Here is a 23,460-nt window from a genome sequence, read left to right as displayed (position 1 = left end):
GATTCCTGCAGGATTTATTTTTTAAAGAAAAAAAAGCCACAATACCGATGTCTGTCATCAGTACCACAGCCTTTGCCTGAGCGTGCGGGGATTCGAACCCCGGACAACTTGATTAAAAGTCAAGTGCTCTACCACCTGAGCTACACACCCGAAACTGGGGTAGCTGGATTCGAACCAGCGGTACAGGAGTCAGAATCCTGGGCCTTACCACTTGGCGATACCCCATTAATCATGTCACAACTTTTGTATTATATCATAAGCAGATATTCATGTCAACTTATTTTTTTCGGATCTTACAATCCAGTGAGCGTGCGGGGATTCGAACCCCGGACAACTTGATTAAAAGTCAAGTGCTCTACCACCTGAGCTACACACCCAAACCTGGGGTAGCTGGATTCGAACCAGCGGTACAGGAGTCAGAATCCTGGGCCTTACCACTTGGCGATACCCCATCGCTTGACAGCTCATTTATACTACCATGGAGATATAAGATATGTCAACACTTTTTTTCAATTTTTTTATTTTTTTCTTCACAGACATACTGACTCCTCCAAAATTCTCCGGATTCTTCTTCTTTTTCCTTAAAGACAATCCTTCCTTTTTCTCCGCTTTCAGAAGTTTCAGAAAAGTCTTCATTTTTTCCTACATATAACTCTGCTATGACAGCCCTGCCGCTTTCTTTTCCGCAGCAGTCATAAAAACAGATCTCCTCTCCTGTTTTCAGACTGCCATGAACAAATTCTACCTGCATTTCTCCTGTTTCTTTTTCCAGCCGGCTCATCCATTCAATGTAAGCCATATTTTTTTCCGGGTCGTGGAGTTTCATGATTCTTTGTTTTGCTTCCCGATATTCCGGAGAATCCTCCTGTTTTTTTAAATAATTCCAAAATTTCATACGCTCTTCCTGATTTCTTTTTTTCTTACCTTATCACAGATTGTTTTCGGAAAAAAGAATATTTTCATATTTTTCCGGTTGACAACATACAATGAAGTATGATAGATTGTCATTAACGTAATTAATCCAAATACATTGATGAGGAGCAGTAGAATATTTTAGACATTCAGAGAGCTGCTGGCTGGTGTGAAGCAGTTGTTGACCATATTTGAACTCGCCTTTGAGTAGCATGTTGAACTAACAGTAGGCATTGCCGGATTCCAACCGTTATCATGGAGCGATATCGGCTGATGATCAGCCCGTATCAGTGATAAGCGCGCATCTTTCGGGTGCGAATTAGAGTGGTACCGCGGAATTATCTTCGTCTCTATCCTGTGAAGGAATAGATTCGAAGTTTTTTTTTGCCAAACTGTTCTGACTGCTGATGGATCACACAATATTTCATATCACATTCTGAATGACTGAATATCTGCTGTTTTGCCATCATCGATTGCATAAATAATCAGAAAGGAGAGATTCCATTGATGAATCCAAAAAAATATCAAAGACAATATTTTATGCCGCCGGAGACCTGTCTTGACTGGGCTTCCAAAGAATATATCACAAAAGCGCCATCCTGGTGCAGCGTTGATTTAAGAGACGGCAACCAGGCTCTGATCATCCCGATGAGTCTGGATGAAAAAATTGAATTTTTTAAACAGCTTGTAAAAGTCGGTTTTAAGGAAATCGAGGTTGGTTTCCCTGCCGCTTCTGAAACAGAATATACTTTCCTTCGTACATTGATCGAACAGGATCTGATCCCGGACGATGTTACAATCCAGGTTTTAACTCAGGCAAGGGAACATATCATCAAAAAGACCTTTGCCGCTTTGGAAGGCGCAAAGAAAGCAATCGTTCATGTATATAATTCTACTTCTGTTGCTCAGAGAGAACAGGTATTCAAGAAATCCAAAGAAGAGATCATGAAGATCGCCACTGACGGAGCCGAATTGTTAAAACGCCTTGCCGATGAGACAGATGGAAATTTCCAGTTTGAATATTCTCCGGAAAGCTTTACCGGCACAGAAGTTGATTACGCTCTGGACGTCTGCAACGCTGTCCTGGATATCTGGCAGCCAAGACCAGACTGGAAAGTTATCATCAATCTTCCGGTTACGGTGGAATTATCTCTGCCTCATGTATATGCCAGCCAGATTGAATATATGAGCAAGCACATGAAATACCGTGACAACGTTATCTTATCCCTTCATCCGCACAATGACCGCGGATGCGGCATTGCAGATACAGAACTGGCTCTTCTGGCAGGAGCAGACCGTGTGGAAGGCACGTTATTTGGAAACGGAGAACGTACCGGCAACGTAGATATTATTACCCTTGCACTGAATATGTATACTCACGGAGTGGATCCAAAACTTGATTTCTCCAACCTTCCGGAACTGACAGAGACTTATGAGCGTCTTACCAGAATGAAAGTATACGAACGTCAGCCTTATTCCGGCAAACTGGTATTTGCCGCATTCTCCGGTTCTCATCAGGATGCCATTGCCAAAGGAATGCACTGGAGAGAAGAAAAAAATCCGGAACATTGGGACATTCCTTATCTTCCGATCGATCCAAAAGATGTGGGACGCGAATACGAAAGCGATGTGATCCGCATCAACAGCCAGTCCGGCAAGGGCGGCATCAGTTATGTCCTGGAAGAAAATTTTGGTTTCCATATTCCTGGAAAGATGAGAGAAGATGTCGGATATACAGTAAAAGATGTCTCTGACAAACGCCATCAGGAACTGGTTCCACGCGATATCCTGAAAGTATTCAAAAAAGTATATGTTAATATTGATTCCCCTTATCGTCTGAAAGAAGTTCACTTCGTACAGAAAGACGGAGGAATCGAAGCTGAGATTTCTCTTGATAAAGCAGGCGTTCCAAAATTATATCACGGAAAAGGAAACGGACGTCTTGACGCAGTCAGCAATGCCTTAAAGAGACACAGTGATATGAACTATTCCATCGTTACCTATCAGGAACATGCTTTAAATGTCGGTTCAAATTCCCAGGCCTGCGCTTATGTCGCAGTCCAGGAGCCAAATGGCAGCATTACCTGGGGCGCAGGAATTCATGAAGATATCATCACTGCTTCCGTTCTTGCACTGATCAGCGCCGTAAACCGCCTGAACATCTAATTTGATCCAAAAAGGGTCCTGCATCGAAATGATGCAGGACCCTTTTTCACTGTTTCAGGAAAGCCGCGCGCCTGCGGCCTATGAAAATACTTTTATCTCACCGTCAATTTCTGCAAAATATGCCTTTTCCAGATCTTTGATCAAAGCCTTGCCGCCGGAAACCTCCATACACTGTTTTTTGATTCTCTTCACCTGCTCTTCCGGCACCATCAGATCAAATTCCACCTCATCTGTATATTCCACATTCAGCACCGGTATATGCTCTGACGCTGTAATGTACTGAATTTTCCCTGATGAAGTATAATCACATTTTACTTTCATTCTCTGCCCAGGATGTTTGGTGATAATCTGAGAATTTCTGATTCCCTCCTGAGCGCTCTTTGTATAAGCACGGATCAGTCCTCCGGTTCCAAGAAGCGTCCCTCCAAAATATCTGGTCACCACCACAACGATATTATGCAGTTCTTCCCCCTGGATCACTTCCATCATCGGCATCCCCGCGGTCTTGCTGGGCTCTCCGTCATCACTGCAGCGAAGAACCGGCTGCTGAATTCCCACACTATAGGCCGTGCAGTTATGTCTGGCGTCCCAGTATTTTTTTCTGATCTCCTCAATAAACGCCAGAGCTTCTTCCTCTGTCTCTGCCGGCGCCACATGGGCAATAAATCGTGATTTTTTTTCTGTTATCTCTGCTTCTCCGCCTTTGTAGACGATCTTATATGACTGTCCCGTCATCTTTCTCCTCCATCCACATAATCGTATCAACCGCTTCCGCCAAAGAAACCGGTGTTACTTTGTATTCCATCAGGCGTTTTGCCGCTTTTTCGGCATCCTCTCTTGAATCAGAAAGATACGGCACCTCATCCCATTCGATCACATCCGTATTCTCCCGGTGTCTTTCTACCGCGACACCATAAATTCCTTTTACCTGATCTTCCATCAGATAATAGGATACTACATTTTCCCTTGCCTTGTCATCTAAAAAAATCCGTCTTCCTTCTATTTTCTTTGTTTTCATAAATTCCCTCCTTCTTTTTGCTGATTTCCTTTATCTTTTTCATCTTTATTTGCACATTGTTATCTGATATAATAGCAGGCAGGAGGTTTCTTATGAAATATACCAAAAACAATGTAATGAAAAAAAGAAATAATCTGTCCTCCCGTCAGATCCGGAGACATTCCAAAATTTCTCTTTTTCTCTTTAAATACATTCTGATCATATCTATAGCTCTGATCGCGGCATTTCTCGGTCTGTCGATTGGTTTCGTCCGCGGAGTTTTAAAAACCACACCGCAGATTACGAAAGAATCCGTCCATTCAAAAGGGCATATTACAACCATTTATGACAACAATGGCACAAAGATTAAAACACTTTCCAACAATGATTCCCATAAAATCGATACCCCTCTGTCCGAAATGCCGCAGAACCTGCAGAATGCATTTATTGCAATTGAAGATGAAAGATTCTATTCACATAACGGAATTGACCTGTATGGCATTGTGCGCGCTACCTTCCTTGGTATAAAAAATAAATCCAGCTTCCAAGGGGGCACTACTTTGACGCAGCAGCTTATAAAAAATAATGTACTGGGAATTCAATCCGAAAAGACTCTGATCGAGCGGATTGAACGAAAGATAAAAGAGCAGTCTCTTTCTCTGGAACTGGAGAATATTGCTTCCAAAGAATTCATACTGGAAGAATATCTCAATACGATCAATCTCGGAGAGGGAACCCTTGGCGTGCAGGCCGCAGCCCAGAAGTACTTTAACAAAAAAGCTTCTGATCTGACACTGTCAGAATGCGCTGTCCTCGCTGCCATTACGGAAAACCCATCCCGTTATAATCCGATCACGCATCCGGAGAACAATGCTTCCAGACGGCTGATCGTTTTAAAAAAGATGTTGGAACAACATTATATCACACAAAGCGACTACAGAAAAGCGGTCCGTGATGACGTTTACGAACGCATCAGCAAGAACGCCAACAACGCCTCTTCCGAAACCCAGTCTCATTCTTATTTTGAAGATGCATTGATCCTCCAGGTTGTACACGATCTGAAGGACCAGCTGGGATATGACGAGACGAAGGCTTACAATGCAGTTTACAGCGGCGGTCTGAAGATATACTCCACTCAGGATACCGAGATTCAGAAAATTGCTGATCAGGCAGCCGGAAATGACGCGTATTTCCCTTCCGGCTCCCGGGCTTCTTTGATCTACAGTCTGAGTACACGTGATACCAGCGGAAATGATGTAACATATTCTGAAAGCAATGTATTAAATTATATGAAGGAAAATCATCTGGGAGATTCCCTGATCTTTTCCAATGCCAGCGAAGCGAAATCCATGGCATCAAAATTCAAAAAATCCATAGAAGACTCAGGCGCTGTGATCGTTGGAGAATATATTTCCACACCAATCCAGCCTCAGGTCTCTATTACGATCATCAACCAGTCATCCGGTGAAGTAGAAGCTCTGATCGGAGGAAGAGGCGATACATCATCCAGCCTTCGTTCTGACCGCGCCACCGCCCTGCAGCGGCAGCCTGGATCTAATTTTAAGATTCTCTCTACCTTCCTGCCGGCTCTTGATTCCGCAGGCATGACACTGGCGACGGTATACGATGACGCTCCTTACAATTACCTGGATACTAACCGCCCGATCCGGAACTTTTATAACGGCTACCGCGGATACTCCACGATCAGAGAAGCAATCTCTGATTCTATGAACATCATAGCCGCAAAAACTATTGCCGATGTAACTCCGCAGAAGTCTTATGAATACCTTCTGGATCTCGGATTTGATACTCTGGTTGATGACAAAGAGCTGGACGACGGAACGACCAGCACAGATATCCACCAGTCTTTATCTCTTGGCGGGCTGACCAACGGCGTTACCAACCTGGAACTGACCAACGCCTTTGCTTCCATTGCCAATGGAGGCACCTATTACGAGCCTAAGCTTTATACCAAAGTTGTGGATCAGAGCGGAAATGTGCTTCTAAGCAGCGATACTTCCGGAAAAAAAGTCATGAAAAAAACGACATCTTTCCTGTTAACTGACGCCATGAAAGATGTTATAACCGACGGTACAGGCACCGATGCCCAGCTGTCTTCCGATATGGCCGTGGCAGGCAAAAGCGGCACGACCTCAGACCGCACAGATTACTGGTTCAGCGGATATACTCCGTATCATACCATGTCTGTCTGGATGGGATATGACCTGAACACCAAGTTTGATTCCAAGGAACTTCATAAGAAAATGTGGGCCGACATTATGGATCAAATCATTAAAACAAAAAAAGAAAAACCTGCCGACTTTGACAAGCCGGACGGCATCACTACGGCTCAGATTTGTAAGAAATCCGGAAAACTGGCCATTCCGGGAGTATGCGATCATGACCCAAGAGGCAGTATGGTAACAACCGAATACTTTGCTGAAGGTACTGTTCCGACACAGACCTGTGATACTCATGTCGCTGTGGAATTATGCCGGGAATCCAATGAACCGGCATCTTCAAATTGTCCTGCAGATGACAGAATCCGCAAAGTTTACATTGTCCGTCAGAAAAACGCCCGTGGTGAGACAGATGACTCCCCGTATCTTCTTCCTGAAGAATATCAGACGGAGACCTGTCATATTCACACAAAATAATCAAAGAGAAACCTCTGCCAGGCAAGCCCGCAGAGGTTTCTCTTTATTCTTTCATTTTCGGCTGGAAAATCAGAGAGGCCAGATAAGAAAAAATCAAAGCCGCAGAGGTGCCCACAGAAGCTGCAGTAAATCCTCCTTCAAAGAGCCCCAGAAATCCATGCTGATCTACAGCCTCTTTCATCCCCTTCCAGAGATTGTACCCAAAGCCCGACAGCGGCACGGTTGCTCCGCATCCGCCAAATTTCTCTATCTTTTCATATATTCCCAAAGCTCCCAGAATAACTCCGGCAATCACAAGGATGACCATGACCCGCCCCGGCTGAAGTTTTGTGTGATCCAGCAGGATCTGCACCAGAACACAGATCAGTCCGCCAACCAAAAACGCTCTGACATATTCCATCTACCCTTCCTCTCTTTCCAGAAGAATTGCGTGAGCAATGCCGGTCACACTTTCTCCTTCATTAAAACTTGTCTTTGACATCAAAGCTCCTGTCGGCACAAACAAGATACGATTCCAGTCTCCCTGAAGAAGCTTCCGGATTAAAAGAGCAGATAAAACCACTGCGCTGCAGGCGCACCCGGATCCACCGGAATGGGTATCCTGTTTCTCATTTTCATATACTTCCAGACCGCAGTCACCATGGACGTCCGAGATATCATAGCCATTTTCCTGAAGCAGCCGAATCAGGATCTGCCTGCCCACTTCTCCCAGATCTCCCGTATAAATCGCATCATAATCCTTTGGAGATACAGAATAATCCTGAAAATGCTGATAAATCACCTGGGCGGCTGCCGGAGCCATGCACGCCCCCATGTTCATTGGATCTTTCATTCCATAATCCACAATCTTTCCGGTGGTGATTCCCCGGATTTTTATCGGACTTTTTTGTTCCGAAACGATAAAAGCGCCTGCGCCTGTTACAGTCCATGTTGCAGACAGCGGTCTTTGATTTCCATACTCCAAAGGAAAACGAAACTGCTTTTCCGCTGTCCCAATATGACTGGACGCAGTAGCAAGCACCTGCTGTGCAAAGCCCCCGGCCACTGTCATTGCTGCAAGGGACAAAGCTTCGCCTACAGTGGAACACGCCCCGAACAGACCAAACAGCGGCAGATCCAGATCTTTAATGCCATAAGAAGTCGCGGTATTTTGCTCCAGCAGATCTCCTGCAAACACATATCTGATATCACTGGTGCTCAATCCGGCTTTCTGAATCGCCAGCATAGCCGCCTGTTTCATAAAACGCCCTTCTGCCATCTCCCAGGTTTCCTCTCCGAACAGAGGATCTTCTATCACCTGATCAAAACGATTTCCCAGCGGCCCTTTTCCTTCTTTGTCCGCCACTACAGATGACCATCCGAGAAGATATGGCGGATGATCAAACTCAATACTCTGTTTTCCTTTCATCGTTTTCATCCAATCCACCCCCATTGTTTTGCCGCCAGATAAATAACTCCCGCTGCAAAAGAAGAAAAAATTCCATACAGAATCACAGGCCCTGCAATTGTGAAAATCTTTACTCCAATTCCAAAGACCTGGCCTTCTTTCTGATATTCAATCGCCGGAGAAGCAACAGAATTGGCAAATCCGGTAATCGGAACCAGACCGCCGGCTCCTCCAAATTTCGTAATCTTTCCATACAGATTCCATCCAGTCAGAATTACGCTGAGTAATACCAGCCCGATGGTAACATAAAGCAGCGCATCCTTTTTTTCCATATTCCACTGATTCATCAGCATCTGCTTGATCCATTCCCCAAGAATGCAGAAAAGTCCTCCTACCAGAAAGGCTTTCAGACAATTTTTCAGACTGTTATGTTTTGGCGTCATTTCTTCTACCATCTGACTGTATTGTTCTTTACTTGGTTCCTTTTTCATGTCTTCCCTCCTTGGTTAAAATAAATAAAATTGAAGATAACATCCTAACATCTTGCCCAGCGCCAAGGCATAGATCACACTGGCGATTCCCTTTTGCAGGGCAATCCTCCTGGAAAAAATCGGAAGACTTTTTAAGACTTCCGCCAGGGCTCCAATCAGACACCCAATAAAAATCCCTCCAAACAATCCAAAGATCAGAAGCATCGGATATCCCAGCGGAATTTTTATCCGGTACAAAAAAACCGCTGTTCCTGCAACGCCTCCCAGTGCAATAAAATCTTCGTAGAGCCTTGCATATTTTATGGATTTTGTCATTGCCGCAAGCCTTGGTATGATTCCGATCATACTCAGAAATGCCAGGAATCCCGCTGCAGTCAGAGCGCCTGCAGACAATCCATATACGGTCAGGAACAGATTACGTATCCACATCTTCTTCCACCTTCTCCCGGCCGGCATCGATCATCAGTGTATTATTGACATCTTTTTCATACAAACGCATCTGTACTTCAAAAGGCGTCGGGTCATCGCTGATCTTGAATTTGCCTGCATGATTAAAAAATAAGATGATCCCGGCTGCCAGCCCTGCGGTATAGGAAAAATGCAGGATGTTGGGACCGTCCGGCGCTTTCCCCATAATCAGTCCATATACATTGGAAAACAGTTCCTGGATGCCTACATCTGTGTTGTAGGACATAATGGAAAAACTGGCTCCAAAAAAGGCAACCAGACATACAAAAATAATCTTTCCCGCAGTTATCCATCTCTTTTCCTCTTTTTTCTGCTCATAACTTACAACAAAATCTTCCGGTCCCATGTTGACCACTTCTATCTGACTGTCCTCTTCCTTTATCTTCTCGACAACCTTTAATACAGAAAAAATTTTTCTCTGTTTCTCCCTGGACGGAAAATGATAAAGCCTGACTTTCTTCAATTTCTCTCCTGTCTCATAATCGGAGCAATACAGCGACAGTACATCACAAAGATATACCTGCGCATGATTGACGCACACACTTTCCTCTGCCTTGATATATACTTTCATCGTTCCAAGTCCTTTCTAACACAAATGTACCATCCTCTATCTGTCGTTTTTGTCTGTCCGCCAGCAGCAAGGTTCCTGCCAGAAGAAGCAGGATCAGTGCCGCCCATATCATCCATTGATATTTTCTCATATTAATCTCCATTCCGCCGCCTTTCCGCTGGCGGCACAAATAGTAATGAAAGTTTCGACTTCCTCCACGTTCTGCCCTATACTAAAAGCGATAAGCTATACTACAAAGCACGGGGAGGTGAGCCGTAAAAACTCTCTCGTTTTAGACAGCATATTAATCAGTGTAAGTTTCACCTTTCAAGCATAAATAAGCGGCTCTCCAAGACCGTACCCTAAGAATTGTTTTAACAAAGGAAATAAGGATGATACCAAGGATTCCAAATGGATCGGGAATCTGTTCAGACTGCTTCGTTCGTTTAAGAAGAAATTTGTTCGGATCACACGTGCCGGCATCTGCCTCAAACCTGCATTGATGCAAGCTGCCCATGCAGCCGTGAAATCCAACAAATCTCCTTATTACAAAGCCCCATATGAACGCATCATGAAACGCCGTGGTAAGAAACGTGCCATCATTGCGGCCGCCCGGATGATCCTCACATCTATCTGCCATATGCTGTCTGCGGGAGATACCTAAAACCCGGCCGGCCTTTACAAGATTGATATGCCTGAACCTTTGAAAAACAACCAAAAGGAAAAGGCTGTCAAGCAGGCTATGAAACTTTTGATTGCCGGGGGACTTATAAAAGAGTCCCAGCTTACTTCTTAGCGTATCTAAACAAAATCAACTATGTTTCAAATAGCTATTTTTTAATAGCTTATTTCAGTATGCCATTTTTCGGCTGTCCTCTACTTTCTTTCACACTATCACCTCGGCATTATTATTTGCAGTTTCCTCTATTTCATTCATAAGTTGCAAGAAAAGGACATAAATGTTATGATTGAAACAGCATTCAGGAGGTTCGGCATGGAAAATAATCAGTTAACTCTATATAAATTAATGATCTTATATCTAATTCAAAAAGTGGATTTTCCATTGAGCAATTCTCAGATTTCAGAATTCATCATTGACAAAGGCTACACGAATTATTTTAATGTGCAGCGTGCTTTTCATGAACTGGAAGAAGAAGAGATGCTTCGCATAAAAACCATCCGCAACATGAGTCATTATTATCTGACAGAAGAAGGGGCTGAGGCAATCAGCATGTTTGAATATCAGATTCCAAATTCGATCAAGGAAGATATTTCTCAGTTTCTGGATGAAAAAGAATATGAGCTGCGCAGGGAAACCGATCTGGAAGCAGACTTTTTCCCAGCCAAGAGAGATGAATACACCGTCCATTTAAAGATCAAAGAAAAAGACACCCTGCTTCTTGAATTAAACCTAAACGTTGTTTCAAGAGAACAGGCTGTCCATATCTGCGATCACTGGGAACAGATGCATTCTGATGTGTATTCTGCACTGATACAGAAATTATTATTTGATGATACCGAATCCTAGGCCGGCATTCCGCCTAGGATATTTTTTTCTATAAAATCCCATATTTCATCTCTTCCCTGTTTTGACACGGCAGAAAACGGAAACATCGGGACTTCCCGGTCCATATGAAGTTCTGTGCGGATTTCCTTCAGATGTTTTGCCACCTGGCTTCGCTTTAATTTATCCAGCTTTGTGGCAATGATCACCGGCTGATATCCATTATGTAAAATCCAGTCATACATCATGACGTCATTTTTGGACGGTTTATGCCGGATGTCAATCAAAAGGAACACCAGCTTCAGCTGTCTGGAAGTCTGAAGATAATTTTCAATCATATGGCCCCACTGTTCTTTTACTTTTTCTGTCACTTTTGCATAGCCGTATCCGGGAAGATCCACATAATACAGTTCCTCATTGATATTATAATAGTTGATCGTCTGGGTTTTTCCCGGCTGGGCAGAAATCCTGGCATAGGATTTACGGTTCATCAGGGCATTGATCAGGGAAGATTTTCCCACATTGGATTTCCCTGCAAAAGCAATTTCCGGAAGCTTATTCTCCGGAAGTCTGCTGGTAACTCCGCATACCGTTTCTAGATTCACACTTTTTATTATCATTTTCTTCTCCTTACGTAAAATCAGTCACATCATATATCAGCTCCGGCAGAATATGATTTTCTGCCGGAAACCAGGGATATTTCCTTTTTCAGACAAGCCGTCCCGGAATCTTTTCTTAAAAAGATATTCTACGTGACCCGGTCTTATTTGTCAATTGATACATGATGAATCTGTTTTGTATTTTTTGTGATCGGCAGAATCTGATATCCCTCCTGTTTCAAAGTTTTGATCAGGCTGTCCAGCCCTTTCACCGTGTTATCTGCCTCATGCAGATCATGCATCAGCACAACGCTGACATCCTGCTGTCTTACGCTTTTCAGGATGTTCTGATTTAATTTTGCCGCGCTGGTATTAAAATCCAGCGCATCTCCACTCTGGGCGTTCCAGTCAAAGTACAGCCACCCCTGACTTTCGACAAAACGAATATAAGGCGTAATATCTTTCACACAGGAATTGCTGCTTCCGCCCGGAAACCGGTAGATCACCGGTTTGATTTCCGTTATCTCATAAAGATAATTCTGCAGATGTTTCAGATCTTTTGCAAAAGCTTCCACAGAAGAATAAATCTGATCATAATTGTGACTGTAAGAATGCATGGCCAGGGTATGACCTTCCAGTACAATCCGCTGATAACTTTTTTTCGCCTGCTCTGTCTCTTTTCCAACTACAAAAAAAGTCGCTTTTACATTATTTTTCTTTAAGATATCCAAAATTTCTCCTGTATGATCCGATGGTCCGTCATCAAAAGTCAGATACACTTTCTTTTTGTTCATTGCATTGTTCGCCAGCAGACCTCCTTCCCCCTCCGTCTGACTTGCAATTCCAAGAGGATCTGCCTTTTCGCAGCTGAGCTGATATAAAAACCCTGCCGCCATCAGAAGAAGGCATATGGACGCCATGATTCTTTTTCTCATTCTTATCCCTCACTTTTATTGTCAATCGAATGTTCTGATATTAGAATGTGCGGGAAACAAAAAAAGATACCGGCAAAATCCGGTATCTTTTCAAAATATTTTTTAAATATGAAAGGCCTCGTTCAAATCCTAGACTTCGAAAATCAGATCGCCGTAGCTTGGCATTGGCCAGTCTTCTTTGGCAACCAGCATTTCCAGTTTATCTGCCGGCTGTCTTACAGCGCTCATATCAGCGAAAATCGTATCATGATAATATCTTGCCTGTTTTTCGACATCTTCATCCATTGCTTTCGCTTTTGCTTCATCTTCTGCGAGAACTCCGATAGCTCCATACATCTCTTTCAGATTATCTGTAATATCTCCTAACAGAGCTTCCTGAACAGAAGTGTCAACTCCTGTTTCCTTTAATACCGCAACAGAGTCTGCAAGCTGTTTCTGATATTTCATAACTGCAGGAACGATCTGTTTCTTAGCGATATCCAGTGTTGCCAGCGCTTCGATGTTAATTGTCTGCGCATACTGCTCGAACAGGATTTCCGCACGGGATTCCAGTTCCGCTTTTGTAAATACGCCGAATTTTTCAAACATCTTAATGGATTTGTCTGTTACTAATGTAGGGATCGCATCTACCATGGATTTCAGGTTTGGAAGTCCTCTTCTTTCAGCTTCCTTAATCCATTCCTCAGAATATCCGTTTCCGTTGAAGATGATTCTCTGATGTTCTGTCAGCATCTGTTTTGTCAGCTCATGAGCTTCCATTTCTACTGCTTTTGGATCATCTGCTACTTTTTCCAGCTGATCGCATACATCTGCAAAAACATCTGCAACGATCGTATTCAGGATAACATTCGGGTCAGAAATAGACTGTGTTGATCCTACCATACGGAATTCAAACTTATTTCCTGTAAAGGCAAATGGTGAAGTACGGTTTCTGTCCGTAGCGTCTTTCTCAAATTCCGGTAAAGAATGTACGCCGGAAGCCAGTTTGTCTCCCTTCTTGGATCTGGTTGCTTCTCCTCTTGTTACCAGCTGTTTTACTACGTCTTCCAGCTGTTCTCCAAGGAAGATGGAGATGATTGCAGGAGGTGCCTCATTGGCTCCAAGTCTGTGGTCATTTCCTGGTGTGGAAGCAGACATACGAAGAAGATCTGCATGTTCATCTACTGCCTTGATAATAGATGCAAGGATCAGCAGGAACTGCTGGTTTTCATGCGGTGTCTTTCCTGGATCCAGAAGGTTCTTGCCTTCATTTGTTACCATAGACCAGTTATTATGTTTACCGGAACCATTGATTCCCGCAAATGGTTTTTCGTGAAGCAGACATTTCAGTCCATGACGTTCCGCAACACGTTTCATTGTTTCCATCAGCAGCTGGTTGTGGTCTGTTGCCACATTGTTGGAATCATAGATTGGCGCCAGCTCATGCTGTGCAGGAGCTACTTCATTATGTTCTGTCTTTGCTGTGATTCCAAGCTTCCATGCCTCAATGTTCAGATCTTTCATGAAACCTTCAATTCTTTCACGGATGGTTCCAAAATAATGATCATCCATTTCCTGTCCTTTTGGAGGCATTGCTCCAAATAATGTACGTCCTGTAAAAATCAGGTCTTTTCTCTGTAAATATTTTTCTTTATCTACAAGGAAATACTCCTGTTCTGCTCCAACAGATGTTGTAACGCTCTTTACAGAATCATTTCCAAGTAAATGCAGAAGTCTGGTTGCCTGGATATCCAGTGCCTGCATAGAACGAAGCAGCGGTGTTTTCTTGTCCAGAGCTTCTCCTGTATAAGAACAGAATGCTGTTGGGATACATAATACAGTAGAGTTCGGTGTTTCTTTAATAAATGCAGGTGATGTACAATCCCATGCTGTATATCCTCTTGCTTCAAATGTCGCTCTTAATCCTCCTGAAGGGAAGGAAGAAGCATCCGGCTCTCCTTTGATCAGCTCTTTTCCGGAAAACTCCATTAAGACTTTTCCGTCATCTGTCGGAGAAATAAATGCGTCATGTTTCTCCGCTGTAACGCCGGTCAGCGGCTGGAACCAGTGAGTATAATGTGTTGCGCCTTTTTCAATGGCCCATTCCTTCATCTCATTTGCAACGACATCTGCAATTGCCGGGTTCAATTCAGTCCCTTCTTCGATAGTCTTCTTCAGGTCTTTGTACACAGCTTTTGGGAGACGTGCTTTCATGACACTGTCATTAAACACATTCATTCCAAAGATTTCAGTAACGTTTGTTTTTTCTTTCATAGGTTTCTTCCTTTCTTTTATACATTTGAAGCATTCCCAATCTATTTTGTTCCAAATGGAACATTTTATTTCACAAAAACTCTCAAATGAATTCCCGCAAAATAAAAAAATGGACGACAAACAATCTGAACCTAATTGTTTGACGCCCTTGTCAGTAACTTCATTGGTTATAAGATACAATAATTCTTTCTTAAAATCAAGTGTTTTTTTGTTTTTTATTCTGTACGTTGTCTTTCTGCGGCCGGATCCATGTGTCACGGCACCTCATTTGAAATCTGCATTCCTTCCGGATTGATACGGTAATCCTCTCTATAGATCAGCTCTGAAACCGGTACGAATCCATACTCCTGATTTTTTAACCGGACAATCAGAGGCTCCAATGCCTTTTTAGTGCATTTTGTTCCCGTATGCATTAATATGATTGCCCCGTTTTTCAGATTTTTATGGCCGCACACCTTTTCTATAACCGCATCTTTCCCTGGCTCCATCCAGTCCAGACTGTCCACCGACCACTGAATCACATAATATCCCAGACTCTCCGCCGTCTCCACCACCTGAGAATCATAATCTCCATATGGCGGACGAAATAACTCCATGGAGACTCCCAGAAGCGCCTTTGCCTTATCACCGGCTCCCTGAATCTCCCGTCTTTGTTCTTCTTCCGACAGACGGGTCATATATTTATGATGATCCCCATGATTGCCAATGTCATGTCCTGCCCTGGCAATTCTTTTCACATCTTCCGGATAATGCTCCATCCATTCTCCTGAAAAAAAGAAAGTGCTTTTTACTTTTTCTTTCTTCAGAATTTTCAAAATCTCATTCATATCTTCATTGCCCCAGGCAACATCGAATGTCAGAGCCAGTACCTTTTTCTTTCGGTCTACACAGTAAATTGGCAGTTTTCTCTCCTGATCTTCCGTCCAGACATATATATTGTCCTGAAAAACTTTCTTTGCATTTCCCAAAACGCCTAAGACGCAGGAACAAAAAATCATTCCGATAATAATCCGGGTCGACCATCTTTTCACTTTTTCCAACATGGGCATCCTGTCTTTTTTCTTTAATCTATGAAACAGGAAAAGATGATAGAACGGATTTTTTACTTATTAGGCTTTAAATAAAATTTCCCGGAAATCTGTTCCGTTTTCATAACATTGATAAACGCATCCGGATCCACTCTCTGGATCATTCGAATAACTTTCTTGCTTTCTGCGCTGGAAACCACAGAATATACCACTTTTCTCTCATTTCCTTTGTAAGAACCTATCGCATCCATAACCGTCGCTCCGTGATTGGTAACCTTCGCAATAGCTCTGTAGACTTCTCTGGCCCGGTTGGTTACAACGATCAAGGTCTGCTGCTGATACTTTTTATACATCATATGAAGCACCTGTGTGGAGGCATACTGAAAAATAATAGAATACAATGCCTTATCCCACCCAAACAAAATACCTGCCGCGCCAAGGATTACCACATTCAGCCCGAATACAATATTCCAGGAGTCAATTTCTTTCTTTTCTGATAAATAGATTGCTATAAAATCAGTTCCTCCTGTTGTCGCATTCATCATCAGACAGGCACTGATGATCACTCCGTTAATCAGTCCTCCAAAAATGCTGATCAAAAGCGTATCATATGTAATCACGTAACCTGGGATAATATCTGTAAAAAATCCGGTCAGCAGGATCATAAGACAGGAGTACAGGGTAAATTTCCTGCCGATAAAACGAAATCCCAGATATACCGGCCCTGCATTCAGCAGGATATTGATCAGAGTATATGGAAGCGATATTCCAAAAAACATCTCTGAAATCCTCTGGATCAGCAGAGCGAGCCCGGTCGCTCCTCCAGGATACAGCCCTCCGGTTCTGACGAAAGATTTGATGTTCAGCGCCATGATAAATGCCGCAAAACAGATACAGATGACCTTCAGAATTTCATTCTTATAGCGAATCTTCATATTCTTTTCCATCCTTCCTTATATCCCCCTCTTCATTATTATAAAATCTGCCTCTGCAATCCGCAATCACTGTTTTTAATCAACCGGAAAAAAATTTTTTCATCCAGCAAAAAAAAAGGCAGAATTTTCATTCCGCCCCTTCTTCCAATAACGCCTGCAGCTTCTGCCGCCGTTTGATCTCTCCTATTTTTTTATAACCAGAGTATCGTATCCCAGCTGTTTTAACTGATTTTCCAGCTGTACTGCTTCGTCCAGCGTATCAGATTCTCCGATCTGCACCGCATAATAAGGATCATCAAACACAATCTCTCCGCTAAACCCCTGGGACTGTGCTTCATTCAATGCATACTGTGCATTGGAAAAATTCCTGTAAAGGCCAATCTGTACGCGGTAAGCCCCTGTCACCGGCGGCTGGCCTTTTCCGATAGTATCCATAATACCATCCGCAATCGCCTGGGCAATTTCCGAAAACCGTTCTTCAAATCTTTGATTATCCTGATCTGAATTGATAAAACCTGCCTCAATCAAAATCGCAGGAATACTGGTCCTTCGAAGAACCGTAAGGTCCGGTCTTTCCTTTACTCCGATATTTCGAAATCCCACGCCTTCCAGACGGCTGTTTACATTTCGTGCCATCTGAGCCTTGATCCCGCTGTCATCAAATACCAGTGTTTCCACCCCGTTGTACTGATTGGCGTTTGGACTGGAATTTCGGTGAAAAGAAATAAAATAATCTGCCCCGCTTGCATTCCCGATTCTTGCTTTCTCCGATGGTGACTGATAGACATCATCCTGTCTGGTATACATAACCGGAATCCCGTTTCTTGCCAGGATCTCGCCTACTGCCAGAGCAAGCCTCAGATTATCATCTTTTTCTTTTCGTCCGCTGTACTGGGCTCCGTTGTCATATCCTCCGTGGCCCGCATCCAAAATGACTCCTGCCATATGAAAACCTCTTATAAAATTCCTTGTGATAGAGTATGCCGGTATTGAAAAAATGTTCCTGCAAAAAACAGTCTTTTCGTTTGTGAAAATATCTCATATCTTGTGACGCACCCTCCTTGCATTTCTCCCTATTCTCTTCTACAATGAAAACAGAACACAGGAGGAGGAACATCATATGGAAGTAAAAGCAATTATGTGTGACATTGATGGAACATTACTGACAACAGCCGGCACCGTCTCCCCTCTTACGGCAGACGCGATTCAAAAAGTACGGGACAAGGGAATCCTGTTTGGTATTTCCACTGGAAGAGCCGTTACCAACGTTCGGAAACTTCTTCCGGAATGGGGACTTTCTGACATGGTGGACGCCATTGTTGGAAGCGGCGGCGCGGAAATTTATGATTTTGGCCAGGACCACTACGAGGAAAATTACCCCCTTCCGGGCCATGTGATTCGTGAAATTATCGACCATTATAAAGATATGGATGTGAACTTCGTCATTCACGGAGACGGATTCCTTTATACACCAAAAGATGATATCAATATCCGAAATCTCTCTGCCACAGATAAGATTCCTTACAAAGTCATTGATTTTAATGAATATTTAAAAACCAGTCACCCGAAAGTCATGATCACCTGCGCTCCGGAAATGATGGATGCCGTGATCGAGCGGGGAAAATCATTTAAGAGCGAAAATTTCCGTTCTGCTTCCCTGCAGACGACAAAGCTTCTGTATGAATTTATGGATCCGAGAATCACAAAAACATACGGACTGAAGAAGATCATGGATCTTCACGGATTTTCCATGGACGATTTATGTGTCTTTGGAGATGCGGACAATGATTATGACATGGTCTTAAACGCCGGTGTCGGCGTTGCCATGGCAAACGGAAGTGAAAAGACAAAAAATGCCGCTGATTACATTACAGACGATAATGATCATGACGGCATTGGAACCTTTATTTTTCAGCATATTTTATCATAACATATGAGAAAGGGAAGCACTGCCGGCGCTTCCCTTCCCTGTCTTTAAAGTCGTTCTCCGTACATTTTTTCAAAGTAATTTGCGTACTCCCCAGATAAGATATTCTGCCACCATTCTTTATTGTCCAGATACCACTGGATAGTCTGGGCAATTCCGGTATCAAAATTATATTTTGGCTTCCATCCCAGTTCAGTTTCCAGTTTTGTCGGATCAATCGCATAGCGCATATCATGACCCGGGCGGTCTGTGACAAATTTAATCAGACTTTCCGGTTTGTTCAGGGCATGAAGAATGGTTTTTACCACTTCCAGATTGGTTCGTTCGTTATGTCCTCCTACATTATAGACTTCACCCACTCTTCCCTTGTGTATGATCAGATCAATGGCTTCACAATGATCAGATACATGCAGCCAGTCTCTGACATTTTCTCCTTTTCCATAAACCGGCAGTTCTTCATCTGCCAGAGCGCGGCTGATCATCAATGGAATCAGCTTTTCCGGAAAATGATATGGTCCATAATTATTGGAGCACCTGGAAATAGTCACCGGGAGCCCAAATGTCCGGTAATATGCCAGAACAAATAAGTCTGCGCTGGCTTTGGAACTGCTGTAAGGGCTGGACGTATGCAGCGGGGTTTCCTCTGTGAAAAACAGATCCGGACGGTCCAGCGGAAGATCTCCGTACACTTCATCGGTTGATACCTGATGATACCGTTTCACTCCGTATTTTCTGGAAGCATCCAGAAGCACAACGGTTCCTTCCACGTTAGTTCTTACAAAGATAGAAGGATCTTCGATGGAACGGTCTACATGGCTTTCCGCCGCAAAATTGACCACAATATCGAATTTTTCCTTTTCAAACAAATCCATAATAAACGGACGGTCCGCAATATCTCCTTTTACAAACCGGTAATTTGGCTTATCCTCTACCGGTTTTAAAGTCTCAAGATTTCCCGCATAGGTCAGAAGATCAAGGTTTACGATCTCATCCTCCGGATATTTATTCACCATATGATGGATAAAATTTCCTCCGATAAATCCGGCTCCTCCTGTTACTAATATTTTCATTTGCTGTTTCTCCTTACTTATCTAAAAATTTTCCTGCCATGACATCCATCAGATATTGTCCATACTGATTCTTTTTCAATGGTTCAATATCTTTTAACATCTGATCTTTTGTAATCCAGTGATTCAGATACGCGATTTCTTCCAGGCAGGCAATCTTCCTGTGCTGATGAGTTTCCACGGTCTTTACAAAATTGGTAGCTTCCACCAGAGACTCGTGGGTTCCCGTATCCAGCCATGTAAATCCCTGGCCCAGGAGTTCCACTTCCAGTTCTCCTTTTTCCAGATAGATCTTGTTAAGATCCGTAATTTCCAGTTCTCCTCTGGCGGATGGTTTCAGTTCTTTGGCATACTGAACTACCCGGTTGTCATAAAAGTACAGTCCGGTAACACAGTAATTGGATTTTGGATGTTCCGGTTTTTCCTCGATGGAAACCGCGGTTCCATTTTCATCGAATTCTACAATTCCAAAACGCTCCGGGTCATCGACGTAATACCCAAATACCGTCGCTCCCTGCTTTTTGTTGGCAGCTCTCCGAAGCCGCTTGGTAAGGCCGTGGCCGTGGAAAATATTGTCGCCCAGCACCATGGCTACATTATCGTCTCCGATAAAGTCTTCTCCGATGATAAAGGCCTGCGCCAGTCCGTCCGGAGACGGCTGTACCTCATAAGACAGATGAATGCCAAACTGGTGTCCATCTCCCAGAAGCGCCTGAAATCTCGGTGTATCATCCGGAGTTGAAATGATCAGGATATCCCGGATCCCTGCATTCATCAGCACTGACATCGGATAATAGATCATCGGCTTGTCATAAATCGGCAGCAGCTGTTTTGAAGTTACCATTGTCAGCGGATAGAGCCTGGTTCCGGAACCGCCTGCAAGTATAATTCCTTTCATAGGATATCACCCTTCCTTTCTCTTTTGGCAGATTTCTTTTAAAAATGAAATGTTTCGCTTAATCCCTTCCATTTTTTGTCTTTTTCTGAAATAATCAGATCCACACCTTCTTCCAGCGGCCACTGAACTCCAATTTCCTCATCATTCCAAAGCAGTCCGCCTTCATCTCCCGGATGATAGAAATCGGTACATTTATAGCAGAATTCCGCTACGTCAGAAAGTACAAGAAATCCATGGGCAAAACCTTCCGGAATATAAAACTGTTTCATATTTTCATCTGACAGCTCTACTCCAAACCATTTTCCATAGGTTTTGGAATCAGCTCTTAAATCCACTGCCACGTCAAAGACTTTCCCGCGGACAACACGAACTAATTTTCCCTGAGGATACTGCTTCTGAAAATGCAGACCCCGGAGCACTCCACGCACGGACATAGACTGATTATCCTGCACAAACACCATATCAAGTCCTGCTTCTTTCATATCATTCTGATTATATGTCTCTACAAAATATCCTCTTTCGTCTTTAAATACCGTAGGCTCAATAACATAAAGTCCCTCAATCTCACACGGCGTTACTTTGATCTTTCCCATTGTATCTTCCTCCTTATGCTTCGATTTCCTTTAAATACCGTTTCAGGGCATCCTGCCAGGACGGCAGACGCTCAAATCCGTTTTCGTCCAGTTTTTTCTTGGACATTCTGCTGTTTGCCGGACGTTTTGCTTTTGCCGGATATTCATCACTGGTTACCGGCGCTACTTCCACATCCATACCTGCCTGACGGAAAATCTCACAGGCAAATTCGTACCAGGTACAGATTCCCTCATTGGTCGCATGATATCTTCCGTATTTATCTGTTTGTATCATATCTGCAAGAAGTCTCGCCAGATCATAGGTATAAGTTGGTGATCCGGTCTGATCGTTGACAACCGTCAGTTTATCGTGGGTCTTTCCGAGATTCAGCATCGTTTTGATAAAATTCTTTCCATTCACACCAAATACCCAGGCAATGCGGACAATAAAAAATTTCTCCACATATTTTTCCACTGCAAGTTCCCCTTCATATTTTGTCTGTCCATAGACATTTAAAGGATCTCTTTCGTCATCCGGCTCCCATGGCCTTGTTCCCTGTCCATCGAATACATAATCCGTGCTGATGTACATCATTTTGAGATCCATTTCCTGACAGACTTTCGCAACATTTTCCGTTCCCTGAGCGTTTACCCTGCGGCAGAGTTCTTCGTTGTCCTCCGCCGCATCGACTGCTGTATAAGCCGCGCAGTGGATGACTGCATCCGGATTCACATTTCGAATGACTGTTTCCACTTGAGCGGCGTCCGTAATGTCCATTTCTTCTACATCCACTCCAACAGCTTCGATCTGCCGTTTTTCCAGCTCGCGGACCACATCATATCCAAGCTGTCCCTTTACACCCGTTACTAAAACTTTCATTGCGTCCTCCTTTGACTTCTTCGTTGTTTTATTATCGACACAGAAAGATTCCGGCGTCCTTCGTTATCCGGATCTTTCCTTTTCTTTCCATCCGTCTGCGGATAAATTCCTTAAATTCCTGATACCGCTTGCCCAGATACTCATGCTGGTTTCCGTGGCAGGATAAAATATACGCAACCAGAGGCTGCGGCTGATCCACCAGCAGTTCATCTTTGTACTTTTCTTTTTTCACATCGTCAAAAATTTCCAAAAGCTGTTCTTTTCCATTTTCCAGGCCGAATTCATCATACAAACAATTGGCTGACAATGTAATCCTCTGGTCAAATTCCTGCACCAGCTGTGTAATCTCCTGCATATGACGGCTGCCGTAGGTGCTGCACAAAAAAATGCCGCCAGGTTTCAGCACTCTTCGGATTTCTTTCAGCGCTTTCCTCCGATCCTTTACATAAAACAGGACATGGTTGGCAATTACAAGATCAAAAGAATTCTCTTCCTTCGGTATTTTCTCACATGGAAATGTCTCATATTCAAAAATACCTCCTCCAAATCCCAAAAGCTTCTGTGCGTCTTCTACCATTCCTTCAGACTGGTCGGAAAGCACGATCTTCACATCTTCCGGAATCTTATCCTCATGTCCTCTCCATAATTCTCCGGTACCGCAGCCAAGCTCCAGGATCCGGCTTCCTTTTTTCATTTCCAGTTTCTGAAAAATCCAGTCAAACCATGAAACAGGATTCTGTGAATATTTTTTGTGAAGATCTATTCGGATATCCAGATTCGACGCGTTTTTATACTGTTCTACCAGTCCTTTTTCCATATTGGTTACATGGATCAGCTCCACAACTTCATTCCAGTCTATCTCTTTGGATTCTTCCATTTTCCTGACCATATCCTGCAGGGATTGTTCCACCAGTTTCAGGTGTTCCATCTTCTTCTGGACCAGACTCAGCTGAAGACGAATCGATTCTTTGATGTCATCCCGGTCATCATCATTGATCGTCATGGTCATAATCTCATCAAGAGAAAATCCAAGATATTTCAGAGACAGAATCTTCTGCAGCTTTGCAAAGTCCGCATCTGTATACAAGCGATAGCCATTCCCGGCTACCTTGCTGGGTTTCAGTATGCCCTGCCGGTCATAATAACGCACCGTGCGCAGTGTCACATTGGCTTTTTTCGCAAATTCCCCTGATGTATAATATCCATCCCTGGTCATGACAGCACCTCCTGATCT

The 23,460-nt window shown here is 43.4% G+C and carries 22 protein-coding genes, 4 tRNA genes, 2 pseudogenes and 1 other annotated feature; of the genes and pseudogenes, 5 read left to right on the top strand and 23 right to left on the bottom strand.

Going from position 1 to position 23,460, the window contains the following annotated elements:
* Positions 1-77: 77 nt before the first annotated feature.
* From JMF81_RS05205 to JMF81_RS05185, 5 genes are all read right to left on the bottom strand, one after another.
* Positions 78-150, bottom strand: a tRNA-Lys gene (locus tag JMF81_RS05205).
* 4 nt (positions 151-154) lie between these two features.
* Positions 155-225: transfer RNA gene (locus tag JMF81_RS05200), tRNA-Gln, on the bottom strand.
* A gap of 79 nt (positions 226-304) precedes the next feature.
* Positions 305-377 (bottom strand) — tRNA-Lys (locus JMF81_RS05195).
* 4 nt (positions 378-381) lie between these two features.
* Positions 382-452: transfer RNA gene (locus JMF81_RS05190), tRNA-Gln, on the bottom strand.
* Between the two features lie 44 nt (positions 453-496).
* On the bottom strand, positions 497-895 hold the full coding sequence (locus JMF81_RS05185; protein WP_201310388.1) for a hypothetical protein: 399 nt from the start codon (positions 893-895) through the stop codon (positions 497-499).
* A gap of 126 nt (positions 896-1,021) precedes the next feature.
* Positions 1,022-1,267: a binding site (T-box leader), on the top strand.
* Positions 1,268-1,419: 152 nt separating this feature from the next.
* Here JMF81_RS05185 and JMF81_RS05180 point away from each other — a divergent pair.
* Positions 1,420-3,078: a 2-isopropylmalate synthase gene (locus JMF81_RS05180; protein ID WP_243282543.1), complete on the top strand. Its 1,659-nt coding sequence runs from the start codon at positions 1,420-1,422 to the stop codon at positions 3,076-3,078.
* Between the two features lie 78 nt (positions 3,079-3,156).
* On the opposite strand, the gene JMF81_RS05175 is transcribed toward JMF81_RS05180, so the two are convergent.
* Both JMF81_RS05175 and JMF81_RS05170 read right to left on the bottom strand, forming a co-directional pair.
* Positions 3,157-3,813, bottom strand: a complete 657-nt coding sequence (locus tag JMF81_RS05175; RefSeq protein WP_201310386.1) for a YigZ family protein — start codon at positions 3,811-3,813, stop codon at positions 3,157-3,159.
* A complete protein-coding gene (locus JMF81_RS05170) occupies positions 3,794-4,096 on the bottom strand; it encodes a DUF6514 family protein (protein ID WP_201310385.1) in 303 nt (100 codons plus the stop codon). The genes JMF81_RS05175 and JMF81_RS05170 overlap by 20 nt, the downstream gene beginning before the upstream one ends.
* A gap of 92 nt (positions 4,097-4,188) precedes the next feature.
* Here JMF81_RS05170 and JMF81_RS05165 point away from each other — a divergent pair, with 92 nt between their 5' ends.
* A complete protein-coding gene (locus JMF81_RS05165) occupies positions 4,189-6,732 on the top strand; it encodes a transglycosylase domain-containing protein (protein ID WP_201310384.1) in 2,544 nt (847 codons plus the stop codon).
* A gap of 43 nt (positions 6,733-6,775) precedes the next feature.
* On the opposite strand, the gene spoVAE is transcribed toward JMF81_RS05165, so the two are convergent.
* Genes spoVAE through JMF81_RS05140 form a run of 5 tightly spaced genes read right to left on the bottom strand, consistent with a single transcriptional unit; the run spans position 6,776 to position 9,649 of the window.
* The gene (gene spoVAE, locus JMF81_RS05160) at positions 6,776-7,132 is read right to left on the bottom strand and encodes a stage V sporulation protein AE (protein WP_201310383.1); all 357 of its coding nucleotides are present in this window, start codon (positions 7,130-7,132) and stop codon (positions 6,776-6,778) included.
* The gene (spoVAD, locus tag JMF81_RS05155) at positions 7,133-8,149 is read right to left on the bottom strand and encodes a stage V sporulation protein AD (protein ID WP_201310382.1); all 1,017 of its coding nucleotides are present in this window, start codon (positions 8,147-8,149) and stop codon (positions 7,133-7,135) included.
* The gene (gene spoVAC / locus JMF81_RS05150) at positions 8,146-8,610 is read right to left on the bottom strand and encodes a stage V sporulation protein AC (RefSeq protein ID WP_201310381.1); all 465 of its coding nucleotides are present in this window, start codon (positions 8,608-8,610) and stop codon (positions 8,146-8,148) included. Before spoVAC ends, spoVAD begins: the two co-directional genes overlap by 4 nt.
* 15 nt (positions 8,611-8,625) lie before the next feature.
* Positions 8,626-9,039, bottom strand: a complete 414-nt coding sequence (locus tag JMF81_RS05145; protein ID WP_201310380.1) for a stage V sporulation protein AB — start codon at positions 9,037-9,039, stop codon at positions 8,626-8,628.
* A complete protein-coding gene (locus tag JMF81_RS05140; protein WP_201310379.1) occupies positions 9,026-9,649 on the bottom strand; it encodes a stage V sporulation protein AA in 624 nt (207 codons plus the stop codon). Before JMF81_RS05140 ends, JMF81_RS05145 begins: the two co-directional genes overlap by 14 nt.
* A 427-nt stretch (positions 9,650-10,076) precedes the next feature.
* Here JMF81_RS05140 and JMF81_RS16885 point away from each other — a divergent pair.
* Both JMF81_RS16885 and JMF81_RS05130 read left to right on the top strand, forming a co-directional pair.
* Positions 10,077-10,424, top strand: a pseudogene (locus JMF81_RS16885) (IS110 family transposase); the annotation flags it as partial.
* A gap of 198 nt (positions 10,425-10,622) precedes the next feature.
* On the top strand, positions 10,623-11,156 hold the full coding sequence (locus tag JMF81_RS05130; protein WP_201310378.1) for a DUF4364 family protein: 534 nt from the start codon (positions 10,623-10,625) through the stop codon (positions 11,154-11,156).
* Here JMF81_RS05130 and yihA read toward each other — a convergent pair.
* From yihA to JMF81_RS05100, 6 genes are all read right to left on the bottom strand, one after another.
* Complete coding sequence (gene yihA / locus JMF81_RS05125) at positions 11,153-11,752, bottom strand: ribosome biogenesis GTP-binding protein YihA/YsxC (protein WP_201310377.1); 600 nt, start codon at positions 11,750-11,752, stop codon at positions 11,153-11,155. The genes JMF81_RS05130 and yihA overlap by 4 nt on opposite strands.
* Positions 11,753-11,895: 143 nt before the next feature.
* Positions 11,896-12,666 (bottom strand): polysaccharide deacetylase family protein, encoded by a 771-nt coding sequence (locus JMF81_RS05120; protein ID WP_201310376.1) that lies wholly within the window; start codon positions 12,664-12,666, stop codon positions 11,896-11,898.
* Between the two features lie 129 nt (positions 12,667-12,795).
* Complete coding sequence (locus tag JMF81_RS05115) at positions 12,796-14,919, bottom strand: glutamine synthetase III family protein (RefSeq protein ID WP_201310375.1); 2,124 nt, start codon at positions 14,917-14,919, stop codon at positions 12,796-12,798.
* A 254-nt stretch (positions 14,920-15,173) separates the two neighbouring features.
* Entirely contained in the window at positions 15,174-15,962 is a 789-nt protein-coding gene (locus tag JMF81_RS05110; protein ID WP_201310374.1) for a polysaccharide deacetylase family protein, read from the bottom strand.
* Between the two features lie 59 nt (positions 15,963-16,021).
* Entirely contained in the window at positions 16,022-16,882 is an 861-nt protein-coding gene (locus JMF81_RS05105; protein WP_201310373.1) for a YitT family protein, read from the bottom strand.
* A 183-nt stretch (positions 16,883-17,065) separates the two neighbouring features.
* Entirely contained in the window at positions 17,066-17,827 is a 762-nt protein-coding gene (locus tag JMF81_RS05100) for an N-acetylmuramoyl-L-alanine amidase (RefSeq protein ID WP_201310372.1), read from the bottom strand.
* A 175-nt stretch (positions 17,828-18,002) separates the two neighbouring features.
* On the opposite strand from JMF81_RS05100, the gene JMF81_RS05095 reads away from it, so the two are divergent.
* Positions 18,003-18,812: a Cof-type HAD-IIB family hydrolase gene (locus JMF81_RS05095; RefSeq protein ID WP_201310371.1), complete on the top strand. Its 810-nt coding sequence runs from the start codon at positions 18,003-18,005 to the stop codon at positions 18,810-18,812.
* Between the two features lie 44 nt (positions 18,813-18,856).
* Here JMF81_RS05095 and rfbB read toward each other — a convergent pair whose 3' ends face one another.
* The 5 genes and pseudogenes from rfbB to JMF81_RS05070 form a co-directional block, all read right to left on the bottom strand.
* On the bottom strand, positions 18,857-19,879 hold the full coding sequence (gene rfbB / locus JMF81_RS05090) for a dTDP-glucose 4,6-dehydratase (protein ID WP_201310370.1): 1,023 nt from the start codon (positions 19,877-19,879) through the stop codon (positions 18,857-18,859).
* A gap of 13 nt (positions 19,880-19,892) precedes the next feature.
* The gene (rfbA, locus tag JMF81_RS05085) at positions 19,893-20,774 is read right to left on the bottom strand and encodes a glucose-1-phosphate thymidylyltransferase RfbA (protein ID WP_201310369.1); all 882 of its coding nucleotides are present in this window, start codon (positions 20,772-20,774) and stop codon (positions 19,893-19,895) included.
* 38 nt (positions 20,775-20,812) lie between these two features.
* The gene (gene rfbC / locus JMF81_RS05080) at positions 20,813-21,367 is read right to left on the bottom strand and encodes a dTDP-4-dehydrorhamnose 3,5-epimerase (RefSeq protein ID WP_201310368.1); all 555 of its coding nucleotides are present in this window, start codon (positions 21,365-21,367) and stop codon (positions 20,813-20,815) included.
* Positions 21,368-21,380: 13 nt separating this feature from the next.
* Positions 21,381-22,232: pseudogene (gene rfbD / locus JMF81_RS05075) on the bottom strand (dTDP-4-dehydrorhamnose reductase); the annotation flags it as partial.
* 25 nt (positions 22,233-22,257) lie between these two features.
* Positions 22,258-23,442 carry a MerR family transcriptional regulator gene (locus tag JMF81_RS05070; RefSeq protein ID WP_201310366.1) on the bottom strand — a complete coding sequence of 395 codons (1,185 nt, stop codon included), beginning with the start codon at positions 23,440-23,442 and terminating at the stop codon, positions 22,258-22,260.
* Positions 23,443-23,460 lie beyond the last annotated feature (18 nt).

Origin of the sequence: Anaerostipes butyraticus, assembly GCF_016586355.1 — a bacterium.
In the GTDB taxonomy this organism is placed as follows: domain Bacteria; phylum Bacillota; class Clostridia; order Lachnospirales; family Lachnospiraceae; genus Anaerostipes; species Anaerostipes butyraticus.
Note: the sequence above shows the minus strand (reverse complement) of the source record. Positions and strands in the feature narration are given on the sequence as shown.

Coding starts and splice junctions, on each gene's coding strand:
- JMF81_RS05185 (WP_201310388.1), bottom strand. CDS start 895: ATGAAATTTTGGAATTATTTAAAAAAACAGGAGGATTCTCCGGAATAT.
- JMF81_RS05180 (WP_243282543.1), top strand. CDS start 1,420: ATGAATCCAAAAAAATATCAAAGACAATATTTTATGCCGCCGGAGACC.
- JMF81_RS05175 (WP_201310386.1), bottom strand. CDS start 3,813: ATGACGGGACAGTCATATAAGATCGTCTACAAAGGCGGAGAAGCAGAG.
- JMF81_RS05170 (WP_201310385.1), bottom strand. CDS start 4,096: ATGAAAACAAAGAAAATAGAAGGAAGACGGATTTTTTTAGATGACAAG.
- JMF81_RS05165 (WP_201310384.1), top strand. CDS start 4,189: ATGAAATATACCAAAAACAATGTAATGAAAAAAAGAAATAATCTGTCC.
- spoVAE (WP_201310383.1), bottom strand. CDS start 7,132: ATGGAATATGTCAGAGCGTTTTTGGTTGGCGGACTGATCTGTGTTCTG.
- spoVAD (WP_201310382.1), bottom strand. CDS start 8,149: ATGAAAACGATGAAAGGAAAACAGAGTATTGAGTTTGATCATCCGCCA.
- spoVAC (WP_201310381.1), bottom strand. CDS start 8,610: ATGAAAAAGGAACCAAGTAAAGAACAATACAGTCAGATGGTAGAAGAA.
- JMF81_RS05145 (WP_201310380.1), bottom strand. CDS start 9,039: ATGTGGATACGTAATCTGTTCCTGACCGTATATGGATTGTCTGCAGGC.
- JMF81_RS05140 (WP_201310379.1), bottom strand. CDS start 9,649: ATGAAAGTATATATCAAGGCAGAGGAAAGTGTGTGCGTCAATCATGCG.
- JMF81_RS05130 (WP_201310378.1), top strand. CDS start 10,623: ATGGAAAATAATCAGTTAACTCTATATAAATTAATGATCTTATATCTA.
- yihA (WP_201310377.1), bottom strand. CDS start 11,752: ATGATAATAAAAAGTGTGAATCTAGAAACGGTATGCGGAGTTACCAGC.
- JMF81_RS05120 (WP_201310376.1), bottom strand. CDS start 12,666: ATGAGAAAAAGAATCATGGCGTCCATATGCCTTCTTCTGATGGCGGCA.
- JMF81_RS05115 (WP_201310375.1), bottom strand. CDS start 14,919: ATGAAAGAAAAAACAAACGTTACTGAAATCTTTGGAATGAATGTGTTT.
- JMF81_RS05110 (WP_201310374.1), bottom strand. CDS start 15,962: ATGTTGGAAAAAGTGAAAAGATGGTCGACCCGGATTATTATCGGAATG.
- JMF81_RS05105 (WP_201310373.1), bottom strand. CDS start 16,882: ATGAAGATTCGCTATAAGAATGAAATTCTGAAGGTCATCTGTATCTGT.
- JMF81_RS05100 (WP_201310372.1), bottom strand. CDS start 17,827: ATGGCAGGAGTCATTTTGGATGCGGGCCACGGAGGATATGACAACGGA.
- JMF81_RS05095 (WP_201310371.1), top strand. CDS start 18,003: ATGGAAGTAAAAGCAATTATGTGTGACATTGATGGAACATTACTGACA.
- rfbB (WP_201310370.1), bottom strand. CDS start 19,879: ATGAAAATATTAGTAACAGGAGGAGCCGGATTTATCGGAGGAAATTTT.
- rfbA (WP_201310369.1), bottom strand. CDS start 20,774: ATGAAAGGAATTATACTTGCAGGCGGTTCCGGAACCAGGCTCTATCCG.
- rfbC (WP_201310368.1), bottom strand. CDS start 21,367: ATGGGAAAGATCAAAGTAACGCCGTGTGAGATTGAGGGACTTTATGTT.
- JMF81_RS05070 (WP_201310366.1), bottom strand. CDS start 23,442: ATGACCAGGGATGGATATTATACATCAGGGGAATTTGCGAAAAAAGCC.